16 protein-coding genes are annotated in these 14,773 nt (G+C 55.5%); 2 read left to right on the top strand and 14 right to left on the bottom strand.

What is annotated here, in order from left to right:
• Nucleotides 1–2 precede the first annotated feature (2 nt).
• On the bottom strand, nt 3–560 hold the full coding sequence (gene efp, locus QZ383_RS08145; protein ID WP_022658729.1) for an elongation factor P: 558 nt from the start codon (nt 558–560) through the stop codon (nt 3–5).
• Nucleotides 561–745: 185 nt separating this feature from the next.
• On the opposite strand from efp, the gene yihA reads away from it, so the two are divergent.
• On the top strand, nt 746–1,414 hold the full coding sequence (gene yihA, locus QZ383_RS08140) for a ribosome biogenesis GTP-binding protein YihA/YsxC (RefSeq protein WP_291444537.1): 669 nt from the start codon (nt 746–748) through the stop codon (nt 1,412–1,414).
• Between the two features lie 205 nt (nt 1,415–1,619).
• Here the strand turns inward: yihA and QZ383_RS08135 are convergent, their stop codons facing one another.
• The 13 genes from QZ383_RS08135 to QZ383_RS08075 all read right to left on the bottom strand — a co-directional run bounded on the left by QZ383_RS08135 (nt 1,620) and on the right by QZ383_RS08075 (nt 13,090).
• Complete coding sequence (locus QZ383_RS08135) at nt 1,620–3,077, bottom strand: cation diffusion facilitator family transporter (protein ID WP_291444535.1); 1,458 nt, start codon at nt 3,075–3,077, stop codon at nt 1,620–1,622.
• 182 nt (nt 3,078–3,259) lie between these two features.
• Entirely contained in the window at nt 3,260–3,991 is a 732-nt protein-coding gene (locus QZ383_RS08130) for an outer membrane protein assembly factor BamD (protein ID WP_291444533.1), read from the bottom strand.
• Nucleotides 3,984–4,910: a thioredoxin-disulfide reductase gene (gene trxB / locus QZ383_RS08125; protein WP_291444531.1), complete on the bottom strand. Its 927-nt coding sequence runs from the start codon at nt 4,908–4,910 to the stop codon at nt 3,984–3,986. The genes QZ383_RS08130 and trxB overlap by 8 nt, the downstream gene beginning before the upstream one ends.
• A complete protein-coding gene (gene trxA, locus QZ383_RS08120; RefSeq protein WP_192111854.1) occupies nt 4,907–5,230 on the bottom strand; it encodes a thioredoxin in 324 nt (107 codons plus the stop codon). Before trxA ends, trxB begins: the two co-directional genes overlap by 4 nt.
• Nucleotides 5,231–5,391: 161 nt before the next feature.
• On the bottom strand, nt 5,392–6,453 hold the full coding sequence (gene tsaD, locus QZ383_RS08115) for a tRNA (adenosine(37)-N6)-threonylcarbamoyltransferase complex transferase subunit TsaD (RefSeq protein WP_291444529.1): 1,062 nt from the start codon (nt 6,451–6,453) through the stop codon (nt 5,392–5,394).
• Between the two features lie 72 nt (nt 6,454–6,525).
• Nucleotides 6,526–7,533 carry a class 1 fructose-bisphosphatase gene (gene fbp, locus QZ383_RS08110; RefSeq protein WP_291444528.1) on the bottom strand — a complete coding sequence of 336 codons (1,008 nt, stop codon included), beginning with the start codon at nt 7,531–7,533 and terminating at the stop codon, nt 6,526–6,528.
• A 216-nt stretch (nt 7,534–7,749) separates the two neighbouring features.
• Nucleotides 7,750–9,126 (bottom strand): hypothetical protein, encoded by a 1,377-nt coding sequence (locus QZ383_RS08105; protein ID WP_291444526.1) that lies wholly within the window; start codon nt 9,124–9,126, stop codon nt 7,750–7,752.
• 14 nt (nt 9,127–9,140) lie between these two features.
• A complete protein-coding gene (locus QZ383_RS08100; protein WP_291444524.1) occupies nt 9,141–10,256 on the bottom strand; it encodes a tetratricopeptide repeat protein in 1,116 nt (371 codons plus the stop codon).
• Nucleotides 10,253–10,561: a septum formation initiator family protein gene (locus QZ383_RS08095; RefSeq protein ID WP_225529809.1), complete on the bottom strand. Its 309-nt coding sequence runs from the start codon at nt 10,559–10,561 to the stop codon at nt 10,253–10,255. The genes QZ383_RS08100 and QZ383_RS08095 overlap by 4 nt, the downstream gene beginning before the upstream one ends.
• The gene (locus tag QZ383_RS08090; RefSeq protein WP_022658717.1) at nt 10,561–10,815 is read right to left on the bottom strand and encodes a hypothetical protein; all 255 of its coding nucleotides are present in this window, start codon (nt 10,813–10,815) and stop codon (nt 10,561–10,563) included. Before QZ383_RS08090 ends, QZ383_RS08095 begins: the two co-directional genes overlap by 1 nt.
• A 12-nt stretch (nt 10,816–10,827) precedes the next feature.
• Nucleotides 10,828–11,376, bottom strand: coding sequence for a CDP-diacylglycerol--glycerol-3-phosphate 3-phosphatidyltransferase (pgsA, locus tag QZ383_RS08085; protein ID WP_192111859.1), 549 nt, complete (start codon nt 11,374–11,376; stop codon nt 10,828–10,830).
• 146 nt (nt 11,377–11,522) lie between these two features.
• Complete coding sequence (locus QZ383_RS08080; protein ID WP_291444521.1) at nt 11,523–12,437, bottom strand: Mrp/NBP35 family ATP-binding protein; 915 nt, start codon at nt 12,435–12,437, stop codon at nt 11,523–11,525.
• Between the two features lie 41 nt (nt 12,438–12,478).
• Nucleotides 12,479–13,090, bottom strand: coding sequence for a protein-L-isoaspartate(D-aspartate) O-methyltransferase (locus QZ383_RS08075; protein ID WP_192112089.1), 612 nt, complete (start codon nt 13,088–13,090; stop codon nt 12,479–12,481).
• 229 nt (nt 13,091–13,319) lie between these two features.
• On the opposite strand from QZ383_RS08075, the gene QZ383_RS08070 reads away from it, so the two are divergent.
• Nucleotides 13,320–14,648, top strand: a complete 1,329-nt coding sequence (locus QZ383_RS08070; protein WP_291444519.1) for a M23 family metallopeptidase — start codon at nt 13,320–13,322, stop codon at nt 14,646–14,648.
• Nucleotides 14,649–14,773 lie beyond the last annotated feature (125 nt).

The following is a 14,773-nucleotide window of genomic DNA, read 5'->3' as shown; positions in this document are numbered from 1 at the left end:
CATCATTCCCGGCCCAGGTATTCCTTGGTGCGCGTGTCAACCTTGATGCGATCGCCTTCGTTGACAAAAATGGGCACCTGAACCGAAATACCGGTTTCAAGCTTGGCAGCCTTGGTGACGTTGCTGACAGTGTCGCCTTTGGCGCCTGGCTCGGTTTCAACAACCGCAAGCACAAGGCTCAGCGGGATGTCGATATCAAGGGGGCTGCCCTTGTACAGAAGCACGCGGCATTCCTGACCGTCCTTAAGAAAGCCTTCCTTGCCATCAGTTGTGGTGATGTGCATCTGGAGCTGTTCGTAGGTGGTCATATCCATGAAGATAAGGTCATCGTCCTGACGATACAGAAACTGCATGTCGCGGGTTTCCAGATCGGGCTTGTTGACCTTTTCACCGGAACGGAAGGTTATATCCTGCATGCGGCCAGTAAGGATGTTGCGCAGCTTGGTACGAACCATAGCGCCACCCTTGCCGGGCTTGAAATGCTGAAAATCAACGATTTCGTAAGGGGTGCCTTCGACTTCGATCTTCAGACCCTTGCGAAAGTCTGTGGTAGAATACATTTGTCCTCCTAACATGTCGCCGCAAAATGGCGCAAACGGGCGTAAGGCCGATCATTTGCCAACTGCGGCAAGAGCGGCTACCTTATACGGAAGTTGGCTGAAAATGTCAGCCCTGAATTAAAAATATTTGCTGAAAGATGCTTGCTTGTCAAGACACAAAGTTAAAGTATCACATGAGGTTTATTATGAATCCCGTTCTTACCCTTGAAACTACAGCCTATACTCTTGAGCAGCTCATATCACTGCCCGAGGCGCAGATAGCCCTTGCGGGGCGCTCCAATGTGGGTAAATCATCGCTTATCAACGCGCTGGCTGGCCGCAAAAAACTGGCAAAAGTCAGCTCCACTCCCGGGAAAACCCGCTCGGTGAATTATTACCGAGTGACGCCCCATGACTTTTATCTCGTTGATCTGCCGGGCTACGGCTATGCCCGCGCAAGCCATACGGAGCGCGAAAAATGGGCGCGACTGCTTGAGCGGTATCTGGTGGAGTGCGCAAGCCTCAAGGCCTTGGCCCTGCTGCTCGACAGCCGCCTTGAACCCCAGAAGCTCGACAAAAATCTGGCGTCCTTTGCCCGCACCAACGGCCTGAATATTGTGCCCGTGCTGACCAAGGCAGACAAGTGCAGCCAACGGGAGCGCGCCAACCGCCAAAATGAATGGCAAGAGCTGCTGGGAACCCGCCCCATCGTCACGTCTTCCAGCAACCGTTACGGCATTGATAACCTCTGGCGCGCGCTCGTGGAAACAGCGGTTCCCCAGCGCGTTGCCCCCGGCACACTTGATGCCGCTGACGCGGAAGCTGAACAACAGAGCGGTACGACTCCTGAGCCGGGGCCGCAGGAACAGGCTTAAAGCCAGAATTGATCACAGCAGGAATATCTGCCTGCTCTGCTTTCTTGCAAAGCCCGCTCACGGAGCGGAATCCCCCAAAAGAGAACTGATTACGGCGCTGAGCATAACAGCGCCGTAATCAGAAATCAGATCGGCAGCCAGTTGCGCTACCTGGTAGCTGCGCTGTGGCTTTCAAAGCCACATGCAGGCAAATGCGCTGAGGCTGTTACGCCGCAGGGGTATTTGACACCACTGCCGGTTCCATATGGATGCTCAAGCGGCCCAGCTGGGGCACTGCGGCACGAATGCGCTTTTCAAGGCGCGTACAGACGTTGTGCGCCTCTTCCACAGACAGCCCCACACTCACGTTGCAGTGAAATGAAATGCAGACCCCCTGCTCCGGCAGCACATAGGTAGAAAATTTGTGCGGCATGGCCGCCAGAGGCTCATTCTCTACTGCTGCCTTGATTTCACTCCAGGCCATCTCTGAAAAAGGTACAGATACCGAAGCCCCCGGTTCCAGCGCGGCGCTTGGGGCCTTGGGTTCCATGTGGCTGACGATTTCAACACCTGGCAAGGCATCCCGCAGGCTGTCTTCAAAAGCCTTGACCCGCGCATACGCCCGGTCAAAGGGCATCTGACCCGGCAGTTCAACGTGCAGCTCAATATGGCAGGCACTGTCAGCGCTCAAAATATGCACATCATGAACCGCAAGCCCATGCTCGGATGCGGCAACCTGCACCAAGGCAAAGGGATTATTTTCATCAATACGGCACGATTTGCGCGGCTCAACATGCACAGTCACGTCCGCACCGGGCAAAACGCCTGCAACGGCTTCCTCAGCCTCATGCGCAAGGCGATGTCCATCGCTGACCTTCAGCCCTGGTGCAACTCCCACAGTCAAATCCACAAAGCTTTGCGGCCCGCTGGTGCGCACTCGCACCCGCGTGACCTCTGAAATACCCGCGATTTTTCGCACAGCGACCACAATGGCTTCACTCGCCTGTGATGAACCGGAATCCATCAGCATATTCACGGCATCCGAGGCCATATGCATGCTTGCCCGAAAAATAATCGCAGCCACAAGCAAAGCCGCCACCGTATCGGCCTGCGAAAGTACGCGGCTTATGGGTTCGGGCAGTTGCAGAGCCTGTGCAAGCCATACAGCCAGCACACCCACAAGCACCACGGCAGAAGAAAGAATATCTGTGGAAAAATGCAGGGCATCAGCTTCTAGAGCCTGACTGTTGAAGTTTTTGGCAACCCGCCGCAAAACACGGACCCGGTTGATGTCAATGGCCATGGAAATCGCCATGACGCCAACACCCCAAAGCGAAGGCACAACAGGGCTTGAGCCTGACGTGAGGCGCTGAACGCCCTCGTACACCACCCACACGCAGGTGGCGAACAAAAGCACCGTCTGCGCCAGAGCAGAAAGATTTTCGGCCTTGCCATGCCCGTATGGATGCCGTGAATCAGCAGGCTTGGCTGAAATTCTCACCGCTGCAAGGGTGAGGGCTGCCGCCAGCAGATCAAGCCCGCTGTGCAGTGCTTCAGACAATATGCCAAGGCTGTTGGTATACAAGCCGACCGCAAGCTTGATGCTGGTAAGCCCCAGTGCCGCGAGCAGCGACAACATGGCTGCGCGGCTTTTTTCGCTGGCGCCTTTATCCATAACGTTCATAGTACGTTTCCTGCAGAAGGATTAAATATACGGAACTTGCAGAGGTTGGCGCGCGAAACGCGCTGATTGCAAGCGTATTCAGAAAAAATGCAATGGGGTTATGTGACACAAACCGGCTGTTTTTTGCAAAACAGCCGGTTTGTAATAATCTGACAACCTTCAGGAAAAACCGTTACGGATTGTTACAGCCAGGTAAACCACTGCTTCCAGCTGCCTTCACGCTTTTCGCGAACTTCCTGCGACTGCGCCTCACGATAGTTGTGATAGGCAGCGAGGCTCTTCTCTTGGGCATGATCGGCAACTTCAGGCACATCCTTGAAGCTTTTCATAATGTATTCATAACGATGCCAGGCCGGGCCATACTTTTTCATGTGCCAGAACACATCGGCAATATACAGTTCGTGTTCGGCCATAAGCTGACGGCACGTGCGCATGTGCTCTTCCGCGCTCTTGGAATACGGAGAGTCGGGGAAGGTCTGACGCAAGCGGTCAAAGTAGTCGTAAGCTTCCTTGAGTTCTGTGGTGGCCCTGTCGATGGAGCGGAACTGCTTCATGAGCGACATGCCAGTCTGGTACAGAACATAGGGAATGGCTTCGTGGCGAGGATGCAGCGACTCGAAATCCTTGTAGGTTTCGGCAGCAAGCTCATATTCCTCGTCAAGGAAGTAGGCATCTGCTAGCGACAGTTCCGCATCAACCGTGTACGGGCTGAAGGGATACGTATCGCGAAGTTTGTTGTACAGCTCCACGGCGCGCACGTAGTTTTTCTCACTCATGGCGTCATTGGCGGCTTCAAAAACCTCCTGGGCGGTGTCTTCCGCCGGCGGCAGGTAGATCATATCAATGATGCCGCAACCGGAAACCGCAAACATGCTTATGACAAGCAAAATGGAGCGAAGCAGTTTTTTATGCATGGAGCTGTTCCAAAAATACAAACGCCGCCTGCGCGGCAGTTGCGCCGTCACCGGCGGCAGTGATTACCTGACGACAAAGTTTGGAGCGAATATCACCGGCTGCAAAAACGCCCGGAATGCTGGTACGCATTTCCGTATCGGTGATAATAAAACCTTGCGCGTCACGTACGACCTCTGCGGGCAAAAAGCCGGTGGAGGGTTCATATCCCACGTAGACGAAAAGCCCGTCTACGGGCAAATGGCGTTCCTCTCCGGTCTTCAGTTCCTTAACCGTCAGACCTGTCAGCTCGTTTTCGCCGTGCAAACGGCTCACAACGCTGCTGCGCAGGATCTCAATCTTGTCGCCATAGGCGTCAAGCTTATCCTGATAAATCTTGTGCCCGCGGAATTCATCGCGGCGATGGATAAGATAGAGCTTTCCCACAATCTTTGCAAGATAAAGCGACTCTTCCAACGCCGAATTACCACCGCCTACAACCGCCACGGTCTGATTGCGAAAGAAATTGCCGTCGCAGATGGCGCAATAGGAAACGCCGTGGCCGCGCAGCCGATCCTCGCCTTCAAGCCCAAGCGGCTTGTGGTGCGCTCCGGAACAAACAATGACAGTCTTGCCGATATAATCCATGCCGCCAGCGCGAACAGCAAAACGCCCAGCCGAACCGGTTACGGATTCAACAGAAGCAGCCTTCCGGTCAACATCAAGGCCGGTCAGGTGCGCTTCAAAAAGATCCGCCAGCTCGTAACCCTTGATGCCCTTGGGAAAACCGGGATAGTTTTCCATGGCCTCTGTTTGCAGAATCTGGCCTCCCGCTGCCAGTTGCTCGGGCATAAACACCGAGCAACCAGAGCGGGCCAGATACATTGCTGCCGTAATGCCAGCGGGGCCGCTGCCTATAACTACGGCATCATATTCTTTCATGCCAGAGCCTTTGTATCAATAAGGTCTTTCAGGGCAGCCTTTGTGACAGCTCCGGTGATCTGCTCTACCGTTTCACCCTTTTTGAAAAGGACAAGAGTCGGGATAGCGCGGATGCCAAACTTGGTGGGCGTGGCCGGATTTTCGTCCACGTTCATTTTTACGACACGCACCTTGCCATCATACTCAGTGGCCAGTTCGTCGATGATGGGGCCAACAGCGCGGCAAGGACCGCACCAGGGAGCCCAAAAATCGAGCAGAACCGGAAGATCAGACTTGAGCACAACGCTTTCAAAGGTGGCGTCAGTGACCTGTTCAGCCATAACTATCTCCTTACGTTGCTTTGTATCGCTCCACGGCCACTATTGGCCTGTGACGCGAACAGAAGCGCATTTAAAGTGTATGCTTCTGTATTGACTAAGAGTAGATACCAATGTGCTCTCTGTCAAGACAATCTCTTGTTTTGCATGGCCTCTTGACACTTTCAGCACAAGCTGCACAACATGTCATCAGGAATGATTTTACCACGGGGTATGGTTTCCATGCGCAGATCATGGCTGAAACCCCGTGCTCCCAAGAGCCAGCCAGCATGAGCAATCATTGCGGCATTATCGGTACACAATAGAGGGCCGGGAATATAAGCCTGGCCTCCCCTGCCTTGCATAAGCTGTTCAATTCGCTCACGCAGCAGTGAATTGCAGGCAACCCCACCAGCCATCAGCAGTGTTGTAACGTCCGGGTTGCGGTCAAGCGCCCGAACCATCTTGGCGCACAAGGTATCCACAACAGCCAGATTGAATGAAGCGCAATAATCTTTAAGCGCTTGCGGCGCATGGGCAATGTCTGTCAGCGGACGCGGCCATTCCTGCCCCGCCAACTGATGTGCGGCAAGCCCGGTTGCTGCGGTCTTGAGGCCGCTGAAGCTGAAATCCAGATTGTCATTATCAAGATAAGGCCGGGGAAACATGGCTGGCGTGGCACGCCCTGCACGGGCCAAGGCATCCATAAGCTTGCCGCCAGGATAAGCCAGCCCCAGGAATTTGCCAACCTTGTCAAAAGCTTCACCAGCGGCATCATCAAGAGTGCGCCCAAGAAGGCGGCAATCCCATGGAGATTCAAGCCTGTAGATGTGCGTATGCCCACCCGATACCAGTAGACCAAGGGCTGGAAATTGCAATTTCTGCTCCAGCCCGACTGCCAGAAGATGCGCGTGCAGGTGATTGACCCCAAGAAAGGGCTTGCCAAGACCTAGGGCCAAGCCTTTGGCAAAGGCAACGCCCACCAGCAGACTGCCAAGCAGACCTGGGCCACGAGCCGCCGCCACAAGATCAATATCAGAATTGGCCTTGCCGCTACGCCGCATCAGTTCGTCAAACAGCGCGCCCACAAAGCGGTAATGCTCGCGCGAGGCAAGTTCCGGCACCACGCCGCCAAACAGGGCATGCACATCGGCCTGGCTGGCAAGCACGGCATCCACAAGCCGCCCGTTTTCAACCAGCGCCAATGCGGTTTCATCGCAAGAACTTTCAATTCCCAAACACAACATGTGGTTCGCCATATACGGTCAGAGGCCGGTACAACAAGGCAGCCGCGCAAATACGCTAGGCTGCCGCAAAAACTATCTGCCCGCGTGACGGGCGTAAATTTTTTCCACAGCCTCTACATCCAGCGTCGAGCCGATGTACAGGGGGGTACGCGCATGGAGCTTGTCCGGCACTCTCTCAAGAATGCGGCCATGCCCGTCGCTCGCCTTGCCGCCAGCCTGTTCTGCGAGAAAAGCCAGGGGGTTGGCCTCGCACATCAGGCGGAGCTTGCCATTGGGCTTGTTGGCATCGGGCGGATACATGTAGATACCGCCGTTGATGAGCGTGCGGTGAAAGTCGGCCACAAGCGCGCCCACATAACGCGAAGAATAAGGCTTGCCGTCCGAAGTTTCGCAACCGTGGAACCAGTTGACGGCATCGCGGGCTGGCGCATCCCATTTTTTCCAGTTGCCTTCGTTGACCGAGTAAATATGGCCCTGCTCAGGAATACGCATATCAGGATGCGACAGCAAAAATTCGCCCACACCAGGATCAAGGGTAAAGCCATGCACGCCCTGCCCGGTGCTGAGAACCAGCATGGTGGAAGGGCCATACAGAATATACCCAGCCGCTACCTGCTTGATGCCGGGTTGCAGCACTTCATCCAGCGCAACCTCGCCGGTATGGCCTTCAGGCCTGCGCAAAATGGAAAATATGGTGCCGACATTGATGTTCACATCAATATTTGACGACCCGTCCAGAGGATCAAAAATCAGAATATAGTCTCCGCGGGGGAATTCCTTGCTCACGCGGACAAGTTCTGCTTCTTCTTCCGACCCCATTGCGCAGAGAGCGCCGCAACGCTCCATGCGATAAAGCAGGATGCGGTTGGCGATGGAATCCATCTTCTGCACATCTTCACCCTGAACATTCACTTCGCCCGTGCCGCCGAGAATATCAAGCAGGCCAGCCTTGGCGATACGACGGGAAATGCTTTTTCCCGAAAGAATCAGGTCGTACAGAAGACCAGTAAACTGGCCCGTTGCCTGGGGGCTACGCTTTTGATGCAGCAGCAGGTGTTCCGTAACCGTGATGTCAGCCATTGGGGGCTCCTTACAACATCCAGAAAATTGAGAGGAACAATTGAGCCTTTGCCCCTGAAAGGGAAAATCCGCCAAGTTAGCAAAAAACTTTACGAATCTTCCGCCGCAAAAAAATTGCGTGGCAAAACAGTTTGCCAGCATGCGGACTTTTCAGGTTGCACATCTTCCAAAATACTTGCGCCGCCTCGGGGCGGCGCAAGTTTAATCCAGAATGCGTCAGTTCCGTGGCCCGAAGGGGCTTGGCCGCCCACCCGGCAATGCCGCTGGCTCTTCACCTGCCGGAGCTGCTGAATCAGGCTTGGCGGCTGCCGGAGCTGCCGCTGGCGCCGCAGCCGGGGCATCGGTCTTGCCGCTGCCTGTGCTGCCAGTGTCGGCAGGCTTTGCAGCGTCATCGCCGTCCTTAGGGCCAAAGGGGCTGGGACGTCCGCCAGGCAAGGTTGCGGCATCTTCATCAGGCGCTATGCCAAGGCCGACAGGCGGCTTTTCCTTGCTCTTGGGTGCAGCGGTGCGGGGTGTATGGTCAACAGAAGCATTTTCACCTGCAAGTTGACGTTCCTGCACCTTGCGGCGTTCGGCATTTTTACGCTTGAGCAGCATGCTGTCCTTGCTGCCGGGCTGAATGTCCGCCCCACCAGCAGGTTTGGCAGAAGGCTGATCAGCGGTGGCGGTGGCCTGTTCAGGCGTAACGTCCACGTTCAGGCCTTCCTCAAAGCGGTTTTTGTTCTTACGCACTTCGTGAGGCGGCGGGGTAAGTTTGGGGCGATCCTTGGGGAAGAACGCGAGCCCCTGCTCCACACTGCCATTGCCCTGCGGGAAATTGCCCGACTCGGCCACGGCAAAAATCAGAGGCACATTACCCAGGTAGCGCACGTTATAATAGAAGGTACCGTTCACGTTGGTGCAGGTGCCGGAAGTGCTCTTGGCGGTCACTTCGTCCCAGTTCACGCCAGCAAGCGGGGTCGAGGCGAAATCATACTTTCCGGGCCAGAGCAGAGCCTGCGGCGAAAGAATGACCACGTCCTGCGGCGTCTGGGAGTATTGCATGAGCGAACGCATATCAAAGTTGGCAACAACAACACCGAGGAATTCCGTTCCGTCATAGAGCGGAGAAGCAAGCAGAACTTCAGGCCCAAAGGAGGAGTTCTGCACATCGGCGCGCAGGGCGCGCGTGCTCTGCTTTTTGTCTTCATAAAGCAGCGGAATGAAATCCAGCGGCTTCATGGGATTGGCAGGTTCCTGCCCAAGAATGGTGCCGTCGTACTTTACCCCGGCAAAACCACTGATCCAGGGGAAGGAGGTAAGGAAGGAAGCAAGCCACTCGCGCGTCGGCGGCTTATCGGCATTGAGCATGGTCCGTTCAAGGCGGGACAGCTCAACGTCAATACCCATCATGCTGTGCGTGAGGGAAAGCGCCTGGGGCGAAAGATTGCCCTTTTCTTCAAAATCCACGGTGGCCGGGGGGCTCACATAGGTGTTCCACAACGACTTTGTGGATTTCCAGACGTTCTTGGTGGGCTGGTATGAGCTGCAACCCGTTACAAGAGATGCAGCAAGTGCCAGCAAAAAGAAATAACGCACATATGATTTCAACACAGTGTTCTCCCTCATTAACTGTGCGCCCTGGCTTCGACACGTTCAGCCAAAGCTTCAAGCATGCTTATCAGCTTGTCCTTGCCGCTGGCATGTTCTGCCGTTGCAGCGGGTTGGACAGGATCTACCGTCTGGGCGTTGCCCAGTCGCGCAGTCAACGTAGTAATGCGCTGGCGCAAATCAGCGCTTTCTTCCGGATGTACCGCTGCGGCAGCAAGCTCATGGTAAATATCAAGTGCGCCCTTGATGTCACCCTGTTCTGCCAGCACTTCGGCCATAGAGCGGGTACGCAGCGAAAAACGCTCCTCCCCTTCATCTGCATCGTCTACAACAACAGCTTCGGACTGGGTAACCGGGGCAGCATATGCGGCATACGCATCCGCACCGCGAGCCAGCATGGAAGGAGTGCCTTCCGATTCTGCTGGCAAGGCCTCATCGTCCGCCATGGCAAGATCAGGATCAAAATCAATGGGATCGTGGGCGTCAACGTCATCCATGTGAACATCAGCATTAAGCGGGGCATCCGCGTCATGTGTGGCGGTTGCCAGGACGGAAGGAGCAGCAAATTGCTCAGCCGCTTCTGCCACGGGCGCCACGGCCCCAGTTACAACAGGATGCGCGGACATGGAAGCGGCCGTAAACGCCGCATCATGCGCGGATGGGCCAACAGCAGGGCTAGCGGCCTCGGAACTCGCCTGCAAACTGGCTCCAGCGCCAGCAGAGGCCCCAGACAGGGAGGCCAGCCCCTGGTTGATGACTTCGTGCAGCGACACCGGGCCCTTTGAAAAATTGAGGGCCAGAAAACGCAGCACGGCAGCAGTATCAGGCGCATCGCCAGCAGCATTGATGCAGGCGGCCCATGCCTGCCAAAAGCCTGCATAGGTAGAAAACATTTTTGTCAGCCTGCCCACCTGCTTTTCGCAGGCTTCAAGCCGATTGGCGGTGTGCAGCAGCTCTATGAGAAAAAGCCTGGCTTCAAGAAATTCCTCGTGCCGGGCAAGCCCCTGCTCCAGAATTTCAACGGCTTCATCCGTACGACCAGCTTCGGAAAGCAGACGTGCCAGAGGGAAAAAGACCTTGGAATTGGGCTCAAGCTCCAGGACTTCTTTATACCATTCAATTTTTTCCGTCATGGTTTCTGCTCCCGCCCCGTTTTCGCCATATCGCCAAAAAGATAGAGCACCTCGTTATCGCGAATATAGTGGAGGCGCTGACGAATGACTTTTTCCATATACTGGCTGTCGGACTGCAAAAGGCGAATTTCACGGCTCAGAGAGAGGTTTTCCGCATCAAGGCCTGCAATCTGCTTTTCAAGCTCGGCGTACTGGTGCTTGAGCTCACGGTATTCAATAAGGCCGGTGGGGCCCCAGACCATGCGGGCAAAAAACACCACATTGACCAGGCCCAGCACAACCAGAATAAAGGTACGCCAAAACATTATTGCAGCAACCGTTGAGGTTGAGAACCGTTACCCGCTGAAAGACGCAGTTCGGCCAAAAAAGTGGCCGTGGCTTTTTCAAGCCGCGTGACGTCTTCTTCCGCAAGGTTCATCTGATCTACCTGATGCAGATAATCCTTGAGGGTATTCAGTTCCTGATCAAAGTGACGGCCCCAGACCCCGGCGCGCATGTCGGGCTCCAGCTCCAGAATGGTCTGGATGCAGTTTTTCAGGCGGATCTGCAACGTACTCATGCGTTGTTCCCGTTAGCCTGCCTGTTTACGCGTATTGCGGTAAAAATCATAGCAATAGTTGGCCCCTGAAACCACGGCCAGCACCAGTGCTATATAGAGCAGCACAAGGCCGAGCAACCGAAGATCCATGCCCCACAAGGGATAATGCAGGGCAAGAGGCACTATGGCAAAAATCTGGAGCACAGTCTTGGCCTTGCCGAACTTGTCGGCGGCAAGCACGATGCCCTCGTCAATGGCAATGGCGCGCAGGCCTGTGACTACAAGCTCGCGGCATACAATAATGATAACCACCCAGGCGGGCGCCCAGTCCAGCTTCACAAACATGATCAGCACCGAGCAAATCAGCACTTTGTCGGCCAGCGGGTCCAAAAACTTGCCCATGCTGGTGACCATATTGGAGCGGCGGGCAATGTAACCGTCTGCCCAGTCGGTCAGGGAGGCAAAAATAAAGGCCAGAGTAGCCAAAATGCAGGTCATCGGGCCTTCAAAATAGAGCAGCAAAACAACCAGAGGGGTCATTAAAATGCGTAACAGTGTAATTTTATTAGCAAGATTAAGCATTCTTCCTCTCAGGCGCTCCGTGCGAATTTTTTAAAGCGTTACCACAAAAGAACACGGGAGAAAAGGAGAAAAAAGCTCCCCCGGCGACCGTGCACCAGCCGCCAGGGAAGCCTGCATTCTATCGGGGCAAACCCGCAGGGGCGCAATTAGCTGCGCGAACCGGCAAGGGCTTCCAGGCTGCCGTCGGCGGCAGCGGCAATTGAGTCTGCCAGGCTAAGAAAGGCTTCCTTTGCTGCGCTTTCCGCTTCAAGGTACACCACAGGAATACCTTTGTCAGCCGCAACCACAGTTGTGGGATCCAGCGGCACAGCGCCGAGGAACTTGAGCCCGTAGCGCTTGGCCAGATCTTCGCCGCCGCCCCTCTTGAACAGGTCGATTTCCTGATGACAGTGCGGGCACACAAGACCGCTCATGTTTTCCACCACGCCAAGCACATTGGAATTGGTGTACTGCAAGAAGTTGATGGCCTTGCGCACGTCTGCCAGCGAAATTTCCTGCGGGGTGGTCACAACCACGCACAGGGCATCGGGGATGGACTGCATGACGGTCATGTGCTCATCGCCCGTTCCTGGAGGGGAGTCAATGAGCAGAAAATCAAGATCACCCCACTTCACATCCGCAATAAACTGCCGGATAGCCGAAGTTTTTTTGGGGCCGCGCCACAGAATGGCCTGATCCTTGTCTTGCAGGAACGTATCCATTGAAATGACGGAAAGATTCTCGTCATAGGCGGCAGGAATCATCAGTTGGGTGGCTTCGTCGATCTCGACAGTGCTGGTAAGGCCGAGCAGATTGGGCACGCTCGGGCCGTGCATGTCCACATCAAGAATGCCGACCTTGAACCCGCGCCGCGCAAGCGCCGCTGCGGTATTGACGGTCACGGAGCTTTTGCCCACGCCGCCCTTGCCGCTCATGACAAATATCTTGTGGCGTATATGGCCCAAGCGGTCAGCGATTACGCGGTCCTGCTTGGCCATAGGGTCATTGCACTCTCCGTTGCCGCCATTGCTCTTTGCACTGGAGCAAGAGGACGCAGAAGAACAGGATGAACAGGATCCCATGACATCTCCTTCAATTGTAGCGGACGCTTACGGCGGCCTGTCTACCAGCCGTGATCGCCCACCAGATCTACAAAAACTACCGGCCCCAGGTCTTCGGAGCTGACGCGCCCCTGTTCTTTGCGCACGCGCACAAGGCGCTGCGTGCGGGGCTTTGACCCTACAGGGATAAGCATGATGCCACCCTCGTCAAGCTGATCAACAAGGGGGCGCGGCACTTCCGGCCCGCCGGCAGTAACGATGATGCGGTCAAATGGCGCGGCTTCGGGCATGCCGAGCGTGCCGTCACGCCGCTGCATGTGGATACCCCTAAGTCCCAGTTGCCGCAAGAGGCCCGAAGTAATTTGATACAGCTCGCGCATGCGCTCAACGGTAAAGACCGTGCAACCCATGGTCGCAAGCACTGCGGCCTGATAGCCGGAGCCGGTGCCGACCTCAAGCACGCGCATTCCGCGCTGCACTTCAAGCAGCTGGGTCATCAGGGCAACAATATAGGGCTGGGAAATGGTCTGCCCATAGCCGATGGGCAGGGGCGTGTCTTCGTAGGCCTGGGCGCGCAGCGCCTCCTGCACAAAAAGATGGCGCGGCACAGCAAACATGGCCCCCAGCACCGCCGGATCGCTGATTCCGCGCGCTTCAAGCTGCTCGCGCACCATCCTGCGCCGCAGACGTTTTGGGTCCACGGACGGAGAAGGCTCGCGGGGCGTACCCCCAGCCGCAGAATATTTGCTGTACTGCATACTGCGGAAGTGAAAACAGATTTTTCCTGCCAAGTCAATGCGTCATCCGGGGGCTTGCAAAGATATCAAGACAAGTTCCAGACTTTCCCTTGAAACTTGCCATTCTTTATGCAACCCTTCGGGAAGCGAGAATGAGGAGTCGGCAATGCGTAAAAGAAGTTTATTTTCATCGGTACTAGGTATTATAGTTGTCGCCATTTTGGTTTTGGGCGGCTACACTTTTTTTAAAGACCTTGACGGCCCTACTGTTGACGTCACGCCAAATACAGGCAGGGTCTCGCCGGCCAGCGTGCTCAAAGTGCGCATGAAGGACCCCTCGGGCATCCGTTCCATTTCTGTAGGCGTGCGCAAGAACAACGTCCTCAACGTCATCTACAGCAAACACTTTGACCAGTACATTCCTGAACGTGAAGTGGAAGTCCCCATGAAGGACGCCAACCTGCGCGAAGGTGCTTTTGAGCTTGAAATCCGCGCTACGGACGGCTCGCTTGCTGGCTTCGGCCAGGGCAATACCCGTACGATTCAGCTGCCCATGCGCCTCGATACGCAGCCCCCGCGCATTTCTGTCAAAACCCTGCCCCCCAATGTGCGCAGGGGCGGCACCGCTGTAGTGCGTTACACCATTGATGAAGATGTGAGCAGCAGCGGCGTTCTGGTGGCTGGCTACTTTGTACCCGGCTACATGCAAAAAGACGGCAGCTATCTCTGCTTTTTCCCTTTCCCGTACACAATGACCGCCAGAGACTACAAGAACAGCGTTGAGATCACGGCCACAGACCTTGCGGGCAACGTCACCAAGAGCCACCTCACAGTCATGTCCTTCGAAAGAACGTTCAAGAGCGACAGCATTGAAGTGACGGACAACTTCCTGATGGCGGTTGAAAGCAAGCTGCGCGATCTGGCCCCCGATGCAGCAAACCCGCTGGAGTGCTACCTGTATATCAACAATCAGGTGCGCGCCGCCAATGTGCAGGCCTTGCGCGAAATTGGGCGGGACACTGCCGCGGCCATGCTGTGGAGCGGCGTTTTTGAGCGTTTGCCGCGCTCTGCCCCGCGCGCCGGATTTGGCGACCACCGTTTCTTCAACTATCAGGGCAAGCCCGTGGGCGAATCCTATCATCTGGGATTTGACCTTGCTTCGGTGCGCAATGCCGAGGTGCCCGCCGCCAATAGCGGCCGCGTGGTCTTCTGCGGCAACCTTGGCATCTACGGCAACCTCATTGTCATTGACCACGGCCTGGGGCTCATGTCCATATACTCCCACCTCAACGATCAGGTTGTAAAAGTGGGTGATGTGGTACAGAGGGGCCAGCTCATTGGCCATACCGGCAGCACAGGCCTTGCCTTTGGCGATCACCTGCACTTTGGCATCCTGGTGGGCGGCGTGGAAGTGACCCCCCTTGAGTGGCTTGACCCCAAGTGGATCAAGGACAACGTCACCGGGCGCATTGATGCTTCCATGACGCAACAGTAGTTGCCGCAGCAACGTATGGTTTAGCTTTTCAATATCCGTTTTACTCCCGCTGATAAAATTACGGCCTGCTGATTTTAAACCATTCCAAGAGTGGATGGTTTAAAATCAGCAGGCCGTAATTTTTT

Source organism: Desulfovibrio sp. (assembly GCF_019422935.1).
Lineage (GTDB): Bacteria > Desulfobacterota > Desulfovibrionia > Desulfovibrionales > Desulfovibrionaceae > Desulfovibrio.
The sequence above is the reverse complement of the archived record's forward strand: the minus strand, read 5'-3'. Positions and strand labels throughout refer to the sequence as shown.